The organism is Methylobacterium sp. NPDC097929, from assembly GCF_049543375.1.
GTDB lineage: Bacteria > Pseudomonadota > Alphaproteobacteria > Rhizobiales > Beijerinckiaceae > Methylobacterium.
The window spans coordinates 430932-443997 of record NZ_JBMVEP010000002.1; the positions used below are offsets into that span (position 1 = coordinate 430932).

Annotated in this window: 9 protein-coding genes; 5 read left to right on the plus strand and 4 right to left on the minus strand. The window is 69.7% G+C overall.

From position 1 onward, the window contains the following. Positions 1-18: 18 nt before the first annotated feature. On the plus strand, positions 19-663 hold the full coding sequence (locus ACPCJR_RS10060) for a DedA family protein (RefSeq protein ID WP_391512028.1): 645 nt from the start codon (positions 19-21) through the stop codon (positions 661-663). Positions 664-898: 235 nt separating this feature from the next. On the opposite strand, the gene ACPCJR_RS10065 is transcribed toward ACPCJR_RS10060, so the two are convergent. The 4 genes from ACPCJR_RS10065 to ACPCJR_RS10080 all read right to left on the minus strand — a co-directional run bounded on the left by ACPCJR_RS10065 (position 899) and on the right by ACPCJR_RS10080 (position 8740). Next, on the minus strand, positions 899-3724 hold the full coding sequence (locus ACPCJR_RS10065) for a bifunctional transaldolase/phosoglucose isomerase (protein WP_391512029.1): 2826 nt from the start codon (positions 3722-3724) through the stop codon (positions 899-901). Between the two features lie 215 nt (positions 3725-3939). Further along, positions 3940-6015: a transketolase gene (tkt, locus tag ACPCJR_RS10070; RefSeq protein ID WP_391512030.1), complete on the minus strand. Its 2076-nt coding sequence runs from the start codon at positions 6013-6015 to the stop codon at positions 3940-3942. 51 nt (positions 6016-6066) lie between these two features. Then, positions 6067-7926 (minus strand): glycoside hydrolase family 15 protein, encoded by a 1860-nt coding sequence (locus tag ACPCJR_RS10075; RefSeq protein WP_391512031.1) that lies wholly within the window; start codon positions 7924-7926, stop codon positions 6067-6069. Positions 7927-8149: 223 nt separating this feature from the next. Beyond that, positions 8150-8740 (minus strand): hypothetical protein, encoded by a 591-nt coding sequence (locus ACPCJR_RS10080; RefSeq protein WP_391512033.1) that lies wholly within the window; start codon positions 8738-8740, stop codon positions 8150-8152. 227 nt (positions 8741-8967) lie between these two features. Here ACPCJR_RS10080 and ACPCJR_RS10085 point away from each other — a divergent pair, with 227 nt between their 5' ends. From ACPCJR_RS10085 to ntrB, 4 genes are all read left to right on the plus strand, one after another. Beyond that, a complete protein-coding gene (locus ACPCJR_RS10085) occupies positions 8968-9555 on the plus strand; it encodes an ANTAR domain-containing response regulator (RefSeq protein ID WP_391512035.1) in 588 nt (195 codons plus the stop codon). After that, positions 9552-10565, plus strand: coding sequence for a CmpA/NrtA family ABC transporter substrate-binding protein (locus ACPCJR_RS10090; RefSeq protein WP_391512036.1), 1014 nt, complete (start codon positions 9552-9554; stop codon positions 10563-10565). Before ACPCJR_RS10085 ends, ACPCJR_RS10090 begins: the two co-directional genes overlap by 4 nt. Before the next feature lie 342 nt (positions 10566-10907). Beyond that, complete coding sequence (locus ACPCJR_RS10095; protein WP_391512037.1) at positions 10908-12200, plus strand: CmpA/NrtA family ABC transporter substrate-binding protein; 1293 nt, start codon at positions 10908-10910, stop codon at positions 12198-12200. After that, a complete protein-coding gene (gene ntrB, locus ACPCJR_RS10100; protein WP_391512038.1) occupies positions 12200-13060 on the plus strand; it encodes a nitrate ABC transporter permease in 861 nt (286 codons plus the stop codon). The genes ACPCJR_RS10095 and ntrB overlap by 1 nt, the downstream gene beginning before the upstream one ends. The last annotated feature ends 6 nt before the right edge of the window (positions 13061-13066 follow it).

Genomic DNA, 13066 nt, shown 5'->3' on the forward strand with positions numbered 1-13066 from the left:
CGCGGAGCTGTTTCATCCATGTCCTTCCTCCAAGGACTGCCCATCGCCGACTTGATCGCCCATTACGGCTATCTCGCCGTCTTCGTCGTCGTGGCGCTGGAGAGCGCGGGCGTGCCGATGCCGGGCGAGACCATCCTGATCTCCTCGGCCGTCTATGCGGGCAGCACCGGCAACCTCAACATCGTCCTGATCGTGGCGGCCGCCGCCGCGGCGGCGATCCTGGGCGACAATGTCGGCTACTGGGTCGGGCGGCGCTGGGGCATGCCCCTGCTGCTGCGCTACGGCCACCTCATCGCCCTCGATCACGGCCGGCTGAAGCTCGGGCAGTACCTGTTCCGTCAGCATGGCGGGAAGATCGTGTTCTTCGGCCGCTTCACGGCGATGCTGCGGGCCTACGCGGCCGTGCTGGCGGGGGTGAACCGGCTCGACGTGCGCCGCTTCATGCTGTTCAACGGCCTCGGCGGCCTCGCCTGGGCGGACATCATGGGCTTCGGCGCCTATGCCTGCGGGCGCTCGATCGAACACATCGTCGGCCCCGTCGGCCTCGCGCTGCTGGCCTTCGTGATCTTCGGCGGGCTGGCCCTGTGGCTGTTCATGAAGCGCCACGAGGAGCGTCTGCTCGTCGAGGCCGAGGCCGCGATCCCGGGTCCGCTGACGGATTGATTTTTCCACACACCGCGACGTCGTCCATGAGGGTCCCTCGCCCCGCTTGCGGGGAGAGGGCCGCGACGACCTCGTCGTCGGCGCGGCGAGGCGGCAGCCGAAGGTGAGGGGGCGGCTCAGATAGAGTCTCTCCTGAGCCGCCCCCTCACCGTCGCTTCGGCTTCGCCTGCGCTTCCTGTCTGCACGACAGGGTGCAGACAGGCCTCTCCCCGCATGCGGGGAGAGGAAGGGAGCCCTATCCAGCAACGGCGGCCTTGATCGCCGCCGCGACGCGCTTCACGCCGCCGGAGACGTCACCGCCCTTGAGGTGAATTCTCAGCGCCCGGCGCTTGCGCTCGGCCAGCACGGCGAAATCGCCCCGGGCCTGCGCCGCGATCACCGTCTTGAAACCGAGCTTGCGCCCGGGAATGGGCAGGTCGGCGGAGGGATCGGCGGTGATCTGGAGAAACACGCCGGAGGCCGGTCCGCCCTTGTAGGCCTGCCCCGTCGAGTGGAGGAAGCGCGGCCCGAATTCCAGGCAGGTCGCGACCCGGCGCGCGTCGCGCAGGGTCAGACGGGCCTCCTGAAGCACCGCGTGATGCGCCTCGTTGCGCTCCACATAGGCCAGCAGCGCGACGTAATCGCAGGGCTTCACCCGAGCGAGATGGGCGGCGACGATCGCCTCGAAGCCGTCGCCCTGGCGCAGGGCCTCGGCATTGGCCGCATCCGCGTAGAGCGCGACCGTCTCGTCCTCGAAGATCGGCGTTTCCGCCGGCAGAGCGCCGGTCTCCTCGGCGCTGGCGAACAGCTTCTTCGTCTCGATCTTGCTCGCCTCGACGTCGGGCTGGTCGAACGGGTTGATGCCGAGCACCGCCCCGGCCACGGCGGTCGCGATCTCGAAGCGGAAGAATTCCTGCGGCAGCTGTTCCACCTTGTCGAGATCGATGCGCACCACCGGCTGCGCCTCGCTCTCCAGGATCTTCACCGCCTCGTCCTGGCGCGCATCGGCCTGGCTGGTCAGGCGCAGGTACACGAACAGGCGATCCTCGCCGTAGACGGCCGGCACGCCGACCGGCTCGCCCTCGACGGGGATGATGCCGACGCCCTCCTTGCCGGTCGACTCGGCGATCAGCTGCTCGGCCCAGGTGCCGAAGGTGCCGATGCCGGGGGAGGCGATGATCGTGATCTTGTCGCGCCCGAACTCCTTGGCCGCCACACCCATCGCCGCGCCGAGGCGCACGCCGGGATTGGCGGCGGGCGGCACCGCCGGCCCGCAGGAGCGGACCATCATGCGGGCGCTGTCGAGGAACTCGCGGATCTCGACGCCGGCCGCGGCCGCCGGCACGAGGCCGAAGGCGGAGAGCACCGAGTAGCGCCCGCCGATCTGCTTCACGCCCAAGAAGATCTTGCGGAAGCCGTCGTCCTTGGCCGCCTTCTCCATGGCGGATCCCGGATCGGTGACGGCGACGAAGTGGCGGCCGGCCTTCTCAGGCCCAACCACGTCCTTCATCCGGCCGAGGAAGTAATCGCGAAACACGTTCGGTTCGAGCGTGGAGCCGGACTTCGAGGCGACGATGAAGAGGGTCTTCTCGAGGTTCACCGCCGCCTCGACGGCGCGGACCTCGTCCGGATCGGTGGAGTCGAGGATGCGCAGCCGCGGAAAGCCCTCGCGGTGGCCGTAGGTCGCGGAGATCACCTCCGGGCCGAGGCTGGAGCCGCCCATGCCGAGCACGACGGCGTCGGTGAAGCCCTCGGCGCGCACCTCTTCGGCGAAGCTCTCGTAGAGATCGACCCGCTCCAGCTCGTCCTCGACAATGCGCAGCCAGCCGAGCCACTTGTCCTCGTCGCTCCCGGTCCAGACGGTGTTGTCATGCGCCCAGAGGCGGCGGATGGCGCCGCTCGCGCGCCAGAATTCGACCGCCTTGTCGGTGGCCGCCTGCAGCGCCTCGCCGAGCTTGAAAGTCTGGGCATCGAGCCGGTGTTCAAGCAGCGCCGCCCGCTTGCCCGCGACGGCGCCGAGCAGCGCGTCGGCGGCATCGACGAAGAGCTGCACGCCCTCCTCGACGAGCTGGCGCGCCACCGCCTCGATGTCGATGCCGGCTTGCGCCAGGCGCGCCATCACGGTCTCGGCCTCGCCGATATTTTCCTCCAGCGTCGCCCGCACCCGCCCATGGTCGCGGAACGCGTCCATGGTGGCCGGCGGCATGGTATTGACCGTGTTCTTGCCGATCAGCTCCTCGACGTAGAGCACGTCCGAGTAGGCCTTGTTCTTGGTGCCCGTGGAGGCCCAGAGCAGGCGCTGCGCCTTGGCCCCCTTGGCCTCCAGCGCGGCCCACTTGTCACCCGAGAAGATGCGCTTGTAGCGCTGGTAGGCGAGCTTGGCGTTGGCAATCGCCACCTTGCCCTTCAGATCCTCGTAGCCGCCGACCTCGTCGAGTTTCTTGTCCACGAGGCTGTCGATGCGGCTGATGAAGAAGCTCGCCACGGAGGCGACCTTCGAGACGTCGCCGCCGTTCCGTCCGAACTCGGTCAGGCCGTCGATGAAGGCATGCGCGACCTCCTCGTAGACGTCCTGCGAGAAGAGCAGGGTGATGTTGACCGAGATGCCCTCCGCCGTGAGCTGACGGATCGCCGGGAGGCCGGCGGGGGTGGCCGGCACCTTCACCATGAGGTTGTCGCGATCGACCGCCTTGTGGAGGCGGCGGGCCTCGTTCAGCGTCTCCTCGGTGTCCAGCGCGAGGTAGGGCGAGACTTCGAGGCTGACGTAGCCGTCGGCGCCGTCGCTCGTGTCGTAGACCCGGCGCAGCACGTCGGCCGCGGCCTGGATGTCCGCAATGGCCAGCCCCTCGTAGAGATCGATGACGCGGGCATCGCCCTGGCTCAGCACGGCCTTGAGGCTGTCGTCGTACTCGGCCGAGTGGCCGATCGCCTTCTCGAAGATCGCCGGGTTGGAGGTGACGCCGCGCAGGTCGTCCCGCTCGACCAGCGCCTTGAGTTCACCCTTGGCGATGAAGCCGCGGGCCACGAAGTCGAGCCAGACCGCCTGCTCGTGCTCGGAGAAGAGGGCGTTCAGCGCGTTCATCTCGGTCGTCCTCGCGTGAAGTTTTTCAAGCGTCCTGCACCCGTAGATAGGGCGGTCGCTGGCGCCTTAACCCTCCCCCCTCTGCGGGGGAGGGTGCCCTGCGGATGCAGGGCGGGAGAGGGGAGCGACGCATCCGGATAGTGCGGAGCCGGCCCCTCACCCGCCTGCTCCGCAGGCACCCTCTCCCGCAGAGGGGAGAGGGTGAGTGGTGCACCCTACTTCTTATGCTTGCCCACCTGCGCGCGGGCGGCCTCGATCACCTTCTCGGCGGTGAAGCCGAACTTGCCCAGCAGGTCCTTGATCGGGGCCGAGGCGCCGAAGGTGTGCATGCCGACGATCGAGCCCGAGGAGCCGGCGTAGCGGTCCCAGCCGATCACGCTGCCCTGTTCCACCGCCACGCGCGCCAGAACCTCGGGCGGCAGCACGCTGTTGCGGTAGCTCTCGTCCTGGCGCTCGAACAGCTCCCAGGACGGCATCGAGACGACGCGGGCCTTCACGCCCTCGCCGGTCAGGGTCTCGTAGGCGCCGACGCAGAGCTGCACCTCGGAGCCCGTGCCGATCAGGATCACCTCCGGCGTGCCCTCGCAATCGACGAGCACGTAGGCCCCCTTCGCGGTGCCGGAGGCGGGGGCGTATTTCGAGCGGTCGAAGGTCGGCAGGGGCTGGCGCGAGAGGGCCAGCACCGCCGGCTGATCCTTCAGCGAGAAGATCACCCGGTAGGCCTCGGCCACCTCGTTGGCATCGGCCGGGCGCAGGGTCACGAGGCCGGGGATGCAGCGCAGCGAGAGGATCTGCTCCACCGGCTGGTGGGTCGGCCCGTCCTCGCCCACGCCGATCGAGTCGTGGGTGAAGATGTGGAAGATCGGCAGCTCCATGAGCGAGGCGAGCCGGATCGGCGGACGCATGTAATCGGCGAAGACGAGGAAGGTCGCCCCGTAGGCGCGAAGCCCGACGAGCCCGAGCCCGTTCACGATCGAGCCCATGGCATGCTCGCGCACGCCGAAATGGATGTTGCGTCCGCCCGGCTCGAACGGGGTCAGCGAGCCCGCGCCTTCAAAGGTGAGGTTCGACTTGTTGGAGGGTGCGAGATCGGCCGAGCCGCCGAGCAGGAACGGCACGTGCCGAGCGATGGCGTTCAGAACCTTGCCCGAGGATTCGCGGGTGGCCAGCCCCTTGGCATCCGCCTCGAAGACCGGGATGTCCCTGTCCCAGCCCTCGGGCAGGCGGCCATCGAGGAAGGCGGAGAGGTCTTCCGCGTGCTCCGCATCCGCCGCCTTGGCGGCCTCGAAGAAGCCCTGCCACTGGCTGTAGAGCGCCGCACCGCGCTTGCCGATACCCTCGGCGAAGGTGTCGTAAACCCCGTCCGGCACGAGGAACTCGGAATCCTCCGGCCAGCCATAGGCGCGCTTGGCGCCCTTCACCTCGTCGGGGCCGAGCGCGTCGGAATGGGCCTTGGCGGTGTTCTGCTTCGTCGGGGCGCCGTAGCCGATGATCGAGTTGACGATGATCAGCGTCGGGCGGTCGCTCGATTGCAGGAAGGTCTCGAGCGCCGAGGCGATGGCGTGGGTGTCGTTGGCATCGGCCACCCGCAGCACCTGCCAGCCATAGGCGAGGAAGCGCGCCGCCACCTCCTCCGAGAAGGCGAGTTCGGTGTGGCCCTCGATGGTGATGGTGTTGTTGTCGTAGATCCAGCAGAGGTTCGACAGGCGCAAATGCCCGGCGATCGAGGCGGCCTCCTGGCTGACGCCCTCCATCAGGTCGCCGTCCGAGCAGATGGCGTAGACGTTGTAGTCGAACAGCGGCAGGTCGGGCCGGTTCAGGCGCTCGCCCTTGAAGCGGCCGCCCATCGCCATGCCGACGGAGTTCGCGACACCCTGGCCGAGCGGGCCGGTGGTGGTCTCGACGCCGGTGGTGAAGTGGTATTCCGGGTGGCCCGGCGTGCGGCTGTCGAGCTGCCGGAATTTCTTGATATCTTCGAGAGAAATGGCCGGGGCGTTGGCGCCATCGCCTTCCGCGACCCGAGCCAAGTGCAAGAGCCCGTAGAGCAGCATCGAGGCGTGGCCGGCCGAGAGCACGAAGCGGTCGCGGTTGGGCCAGTGCGGATGGGCCGGGTCGTAGCGCAGATACCGGTTCCACAGGGTGTAGGCGACGGGCGCCAGCGCCATCGGCGCGCCGGCATGACCGGAATTCGCCCGCTGCACCGCGTCGATCGCGAGCGTCCGGATCGTGTCGATCGCGAGCTTGTCGCCCTCGCTCAGGGCCGCCTTCGGGCTCGTGTCTGCACCGCTCATGAGGTTACCGTCTTTCTCGCTTCCATCGCCCGCCCGGGGGACGGGACGCGCCTATTGCGCCGCAATGGATTCGCCTGCCCTCGACTCGGAATGGTCCGCGCCGCTGCCCCGTTCCGTCGCCGGACCGATCGCGCGGCTGTAATTGAGGATCGTGTTGACGAGCGCAACATGCGTGAACGCCTGGGGGAAGTTGCCCACCAGCCGTTTTGCGCGCACGTCGTACTCCTCGGAGACCAGCCCGAGGTCGTTGCACACGCCGATCAGGCGCTCGATCAGCGCGTGCGCCTCCTCGCAGCGGCCGAGCCCGATCAAATTGTCGGCATACCAGAAGCTGCAGGGCAGGAAGGCGCCCTCGTCGCCGGGCAGGCCGTCGGTCGTCTGACCCTCGGTCTCGTAGCGCAGCACGAAGCCGTCGCGGATCAGGTGGCGTTCCACCGCCGCGACCGTGCCGACCACCCGCGGGTCGTCCTGGGGCAGGAAGCCCATATGCGCGATGAGCAGCAGGCTCGCGTCCAGCGCCTTGCTTCCGTAGGACTGGACGAAACTGTTCAGCTCGGGGTCGAAACCCTTGGCGCAGACCTCCGCGTGGATCTCGTCGCGCAGGGCCCGCCAATGGTCGAGGGGCGGGTCGGAGGGGCGGGGATCGTCGGCGCCCATCATCTCGACGCTGCGGATCGCCCGGTCGAAGGCGACCCAGGCCATCACCTTGGAATGGACGAAGTGGCGCCGTCCGCCGCGCACCTCCCAGATGCCCTCGTCGGGCTCGCGCCACGCGGTCTCGAGGTGCTTGATCAGGGCCTGACCGACCCGCACCCCCTCCTTGTCCTCCGCCATGCCGCGGGAGCGGGCCTGGAACAGGGCGTCGAACAGCTCGCCGTAGACGTCGAGCTGGAACTGGGCGATGGCCGCGTTGCCGACGCGCACGGGCCGGGAATTCTCGTAGCCGGGCAGCCAGTCGAGCTCGATCTCGGGCAGCAGGCGCTCGCCCGCGATGCCGTAGAGGATGTGCGCCTGCTCCGGGTTGCCGGCCACCGCCCGGGTCAGCCAGTCGCGCCAGGCCCGCGCCTCGTCGATATAGCCCGAATCCATCAGCGCCAGCAGCGTGAAGGTGGAATCGCGCAGCCAGCAGAAGCGGTAGTCCCAGTTGCGCACGCCGCCCAGATCCTCGGGCAGCGAGGTGGTCGGCGCCGCCACGATGCCGCCGGTCGGCTCGTAGATCAGCGCCTTCAGCGTCAGCAGGGAGCGGCGCAGGATGTCGTCCCAGGGCGTTTCGAGCGTGCAGCGGCTCGACCAGTCGCGCCAGAACCGGTTGGTGTCGGCGAGGTATCGGCGCGGCTCGATCGGCGCCGGATCGTCCTCGTGCGAGGCGCCGTAGCTGAGGACGAAGCGGACCGCGTCGCCCTTGTAGACCGTGAACTCGGAGATCGTGGTCTGGCGGGCGGAGCCGCGCATCGGCGCGTTGGTGCGCAGGACCACCTTGTGGGGACCCGAGATCGCCCGCAGGTCGCCGAGTTCGCTGCGCGAGACCCAGGGCACGGCCGAGCCGTAATCGAAGCGGACGGCCAGCTCCATGCGCATCGCCATCCGGCCGCGCACGCCCTCGACAAGGCGGATCACGTGGGAGCCGTCGCCGACCGGCATGAAGTCGGTCACGCGGACCTCGCCCTCGTGGGTCTTGTGGGTCGTCTCCAGCACCAGGGAGCCGCTGCGGTAGCGCCAGGAATGCTGCGCGCCCGCTGCTGCCGGGGCCAGCTTCCAGAAGCCGTGCTCGTCCGTGCCGAGCAGGCCCGCGAACAGGGCGGAGGCGTCGAAGCGCGGCATGCACAGCCAGTCGATGCTGCCGTCCCGCCCGACCAGCGCCGCCGTGCGGCCGTCCCCGATCAGGGCGTAATCCTCGATCCGTCCCGCCATCCGGTACTCCGTCGCCTCGTCCGAGCCGACCGGCGCGGGGCGAAGGCGGGCCTCGGTCTCGCTTGGCGTGCCCTCCGGCGGCCTCCCTCTCACCCGCGAGCGGGTGCCGGGACGCCGCGAACCGTTCGCCGGGCACGTCTGTCAGCGCGAAGTGGCGCAGCCGCCGCGCTCAGCAAGGCTTGGGCTCGAGGAATATGGAGACGGCAGGGGTGCCGGCCGGGGCTCAGCGCAGCGCGGAGACGAGGCTGACGACGGAGCCGCCGAGGCTCACGGCGCCGGCTCCGGCGCTGCGGGCGGCGTCCCAGGCCGCATCGACGGCGGCGAAGGGCAGGGCGCCCGCGGGCAGGAAGCGCTGGTCCTCCGCCTCCGACGCGCCGGAGCGTTCGAACGGCTCGGCCACGGGCTTCGGCGGGGCCGGCGGCGGCGCTTGCGTCGTCGCCACCCGGCTCGCGGGCGGACGGCGCCGCTCGGACTTCGCCATCATCGGCTGGCGCGCCGGACGGGCCGGAGCCTCGCTGACCACGACCGGGGGCGCGAGACGGGCGAAGGCCTCACTCGCCGGCACGGGATCGAGATCGGCGAGCAGGGCCTTGCCGGGATCGAACACCGACAGCCGGTCGGCGCTGGCCATGACGGGCAGCGCCTGCACGGAGACGGGCCTGTTCTGGCTCGGGGCGTCCTTGGCGGGCTCGCGGCAGGCCAGCGACAGCAGGGCGGCGACCAGGGCGAGGCCGAGCGTCGGCAGCAGGGGCGGGACCACGGCGCGATGCGTCGTGGCAACGTCCGGCTTCCGCAGCGGATCGAAGACGCGCATGAACCGGACCCTCCCGATGGATTCGCCAACGGCTTGAGTTTGGCGTCCGGTTTGCGGCAGAAGCGGGGCCGCCGCGTGTCCGGTTCGTAACGCGCGTCACGAGTCGTGCCCGAAGCGGGCCGGAAAGCGCGAGGGCGGGCAGCGCGATTGCCTGCTGGAACGGCTTCCCGAGCCGCCCGGCTCCCCGTAAGCCTTCCTCGAACGGACCGAATCGTTTTCAGGCCTCGATGACCGAGACCAGCCTCACCGTCGCCGTCATCGATCCGAGCCGGGCCCGCGCGGCGATCCTGGAGGAGGGCCTGCGCGCCTCGGGCGTGGCGACCGTCGTCGTCATCCCCGACGGGCCCGACCTCCAGGCCCGCGTCGCCGGGCTCAAGCCCGACGTGATCGTCGTCCATCTCGAGAGCCCGAGCCGGGACGTGCTGGAGCAGATGTCGGGCCTCTCCCGGCAGGCCGAGCGGCCGGTGGCGATGTTCGTGGACCGCTCGGACCAGACCATGATGCAGGCCGCCGTCGATGCGGGCATCTCGGCCTACGTGGTCGACGGCCTGCGCTCCGAGCGGATCCGGCCGATCCTCGACATCGCGATCCTGCGCTTCAACGCCTTCGCGCGGCTGCAGCGGGAGCTCGACGAGGCGCGCTCGGAGCTGGCCGACCGCAAGCTGATCGAGCGGGCCAAAGGCATCCTGATGACGCGCAAGGGCCTGAGCGAGGAGGAGGCCTACAAGCTCCTGCGGCGGCAGGCGATGAACGAGAAGCGCAAGATCGTGGACATCGCCCGGGCCATCGTCACCGCCGCGGACCTGCTCGGATGAGGCTGACCCTCGGATACGTCCCGCTCACCGACGCCGCCCCGGTCATCGCCGCGGCGGAGAGAGGCTTTGCCCGCGACGAGGGGCTTGAGATCGAACTCTCGCGCGAGCCCTCCTGGGCGACCCTGCGCGACCGGCTGGCGCTGGGCCATCTCGACGCCGCGCACATGCTGGGGCCGCTCGCCATCGCCAGCGCGCTCGGCCTCTCGGGGCCGCAGGCGGATCTCTGCGTGCCGATGGCGCTCAACCTCAACGGCAACGCGCTCACCGTCTCGAACGGGCTGTGGCAGGCCATGGCCCCGGACAGCGAGGCCGTCGAACCCATCGCCGCGGCCTTCGCGCGGGTCGCGCGCGAGCGGGCGGAGGCCGGAACGCCCCTGACGATCGGCACCGTGCATCCCTTCTCCAGCCACTCCTACCAGCTTCGCCTGTTCGCGCGGGCGGGCGGACTCGATCTGGACGCTTCCTTACGGCTCGTGGTGGTGCCTCCACCGGACACGGTCGATGCGCTCCGGCGCGGCCAGATCGACGGCTTCTGCGTCGGCGCCCCGTGGAACAGCATCGCCGTCGCGGCGGGCCTCGGCCGCATCGCGGCGTTCGGCTGCGAGATCGCGCCCGACTGCCCGGAAAAGGTGCTCGCCGTGCCCGAGAGCGCGGATTTCACCCTGCCGCTCGTCCGGGCGATCCACCGGGCCGGCCTGTGGTGCGCCGATCCGGCCAACCGCGACGCCCTGAGCCGCCTGCTCGCCGAGCGGGCCGGGCTCGGCGCCGACGCCGCGCTGCTGGCCCGCACGCTGAGCGGCGTCCTGATCGTGGCGCCCGACGGGACCGAGCGCGAGCAGCCGGACTATCTGCGCCTCGACGGCGCCACCCATCCCCCCGATCCGGAGCATGCCCGCTGGATCGTCGCGCAGATGGCCGCCTGCGGGCAGATCGCGGCCGGCGGCAGAGAGCCCGAACGCGCCACCGCCCTCTACCGGCCGGACCTGTTCGCGGCGGCGACCCGGGCCTGAGGCCTGCCGACGGCGCAGAATCCGCCCCGCGAAGGTGCGGTTAAGGCGCGGATCTGCGCATCCGATCGTCAGCAGCCTCTTTTTTGTGCACTGCACGCGTTTGCTGCACCGGTCGCTGCCGAGGGTCGGTGAGCGCGTCCGCCGCTCCCGGCATACCGCTGCCCGGATGGGTTGGCACGCTTCCTGCGAACCGTTCCAGGCGAGCCTGCCAACGATGACGGGCTCCTCACATCAGCAAGGCCGCTGATCCGGACTGCCGGCACGCGACGAGAGTCGATCGCGCCAGCGATCTCGGATGGCGGCTTTTTTCATGCGCGCTCAGGCAACGGAGACACAGGGCGGATGAGCATCGATCAGGGCAACACGACCCGCCGCGGCATCCTCAAGGGCGCGGCCGCCGCGCTCGCACTGGCGGGTGCGGCCCGCGCCGCGCTGCCGGCGGGCGCCTTCGCGCAGGGCGCGGGGCCGGAGGTGAAGGGGGCCAAGCTCGGCTTCATCGCGCTGACCGACGCGGCGCCGCTCTTCGTGGCCAAGGAGAAGGGCATCTTCGCCAAGTACGGCCTGCCCGAGACGGAGGTGCTGAAGCAGGCGAGCTGGGGCACCACCCGCGACAACCTCGTGCTCGGCTCCGAGGGCAACGGCATCGACGGCGCCCACATCCTGACCCCGATGCCCTACCTGATCTCGGCCGGCCGGGTGACGCAGAACAACGTCCCGGTGCCGATGTACATCATGGCCCGGCTCAACCTGAACGGTCAGTGCATCTCGATCGCCAAGGAGCACATCGACCACAAGATCGGGCTCGACACCAAGCCGTTCAAAGCCGTGCTGGAGGCCAAGAAGGCCTCGGGCAAGGCGGTGAAGGCGGCGATGACCTTCCCCGGCGGCACCCACGATCTCTGGATCCGCTACTGGCTCGCCGCCGGCGGCATCGACCCGGACAAGGACATCGAGACCATCGTCGTGCCGCCGCCCCAGATGGTGGCGAACATGAAGGTCGGCACGATGGACTGCTTCTGCGTCTGCGAGCCGTGGAACGAGCAGCTCATCCACCAGGGAATCGGCTACACCGCCATCACCACCGGCGAACTCTGGAAGGATCACCCGGAGAAGGCCTTCGCCATGCGCGCGGCCTGGGTCGACAAGTACCCCAACGCGGCAAAAGCCCTGCTGATGGCGGTGATGGAGGCCCAGCAATGGTGCGATAAGCCGGAGAACCGCGACGAGATGGCGGCGATCGTGGCCAAGCGCCAGTGGATCAACGTGCCGGTGGCCGACGTCGTCGACCGGATGAAGGGCAAGTTCGACTACGGCACCGGCCGTGTCGTCGAGAACAGCCCGCACATCATGAAGTTCTGGGCCGACAACGCCTCCTACCCGTACCAGTCGCACGACCTCTGGTTCCTCACCGAGGACATCCGCTGGGGCAAGTTCGACGCGCAGACCGATACGAAGGCGCTCATCGCCAAGGTCAACCGCGAGGATCTCTGGCGCGAGGCCGCCAAGGCGCTCGGCGTCTCGGCGCTTCCCGCCTCCACCTCGCGCGGCGTCGAGACGCTGTTCGACGGCAAGGTCTTCGACCCTGAAAACCCCGCCGCCTACCTCGCCAGCCTCGGCATCAAGAAGGTCGCGTGATGGCCACCGGAGCAACCCTCGCAACCACCGCCCGCGCGCGCACCGCCACGGTCCGCGCACCGCTGGTGACCCTCGCCGGCCTGCGCGGCGTCGCCGCCCGCGTCCTACCGCCGCTCATCGTGCTGGCCGGCTTCCTGCTGCTGTGGGAGGTGCTGTGCTCCTCCCCCACCGCCGGCCTTCCGCCGCCCTCCCGGGTGGTGACGGAGGCCTGGGACATCATCATCGATCCGTTCTACGACAACGGCGGCACCGACAAGGGCCTGTTCTGGCATATCTCGGCGAGCCTCCAGCGCGTCGCACTCGGCTTCTCCCTCGCCGTGGTGGCCGGCGTGATGCTCGGCACCCTGGTCGGCCAGTCCGACTGGGCGATGCGGGGCCTCGACCCGATCTTCCAGGTGCTGCGCACGATCCCGCCGCTGGCCTGGCTCCCGCTCTCGCTCGCCGCCTTCCGCGACGGGCAGCCCTCGGCGATCTTCGTGATCTTCATCACCTCGATCTGGCCGATCATCATCAACACCGCAGTCGGCATCCGCAACATTCCGCAGGATTACCGCAACGTCGCCGCGGTCATCCGGCTGAACCCGATCGAGTTCTTCTACAAGATCATGCTGCCGTCCGCCGCGCCGTACATCTTCACCGGTCTTCGCATCGGCGTCGGCCTGTCCTGGCTCGCCATCGTCGCGGCCGAGATGCTGATCGGCGGCGTCGGCATCGGCTTCTTCATCTGGGATGCGTGGAACTCCTCCCACATCTCCGAGATCATCGTCGCCCTCGTCTATGTCGGACTCATCGGCTTCGTCCTCGACCGGCTGGTCGCCGGCATCGGCGTGCTCGTGACCCGCGGCACCTCCGCGGCTTGAGGGAGA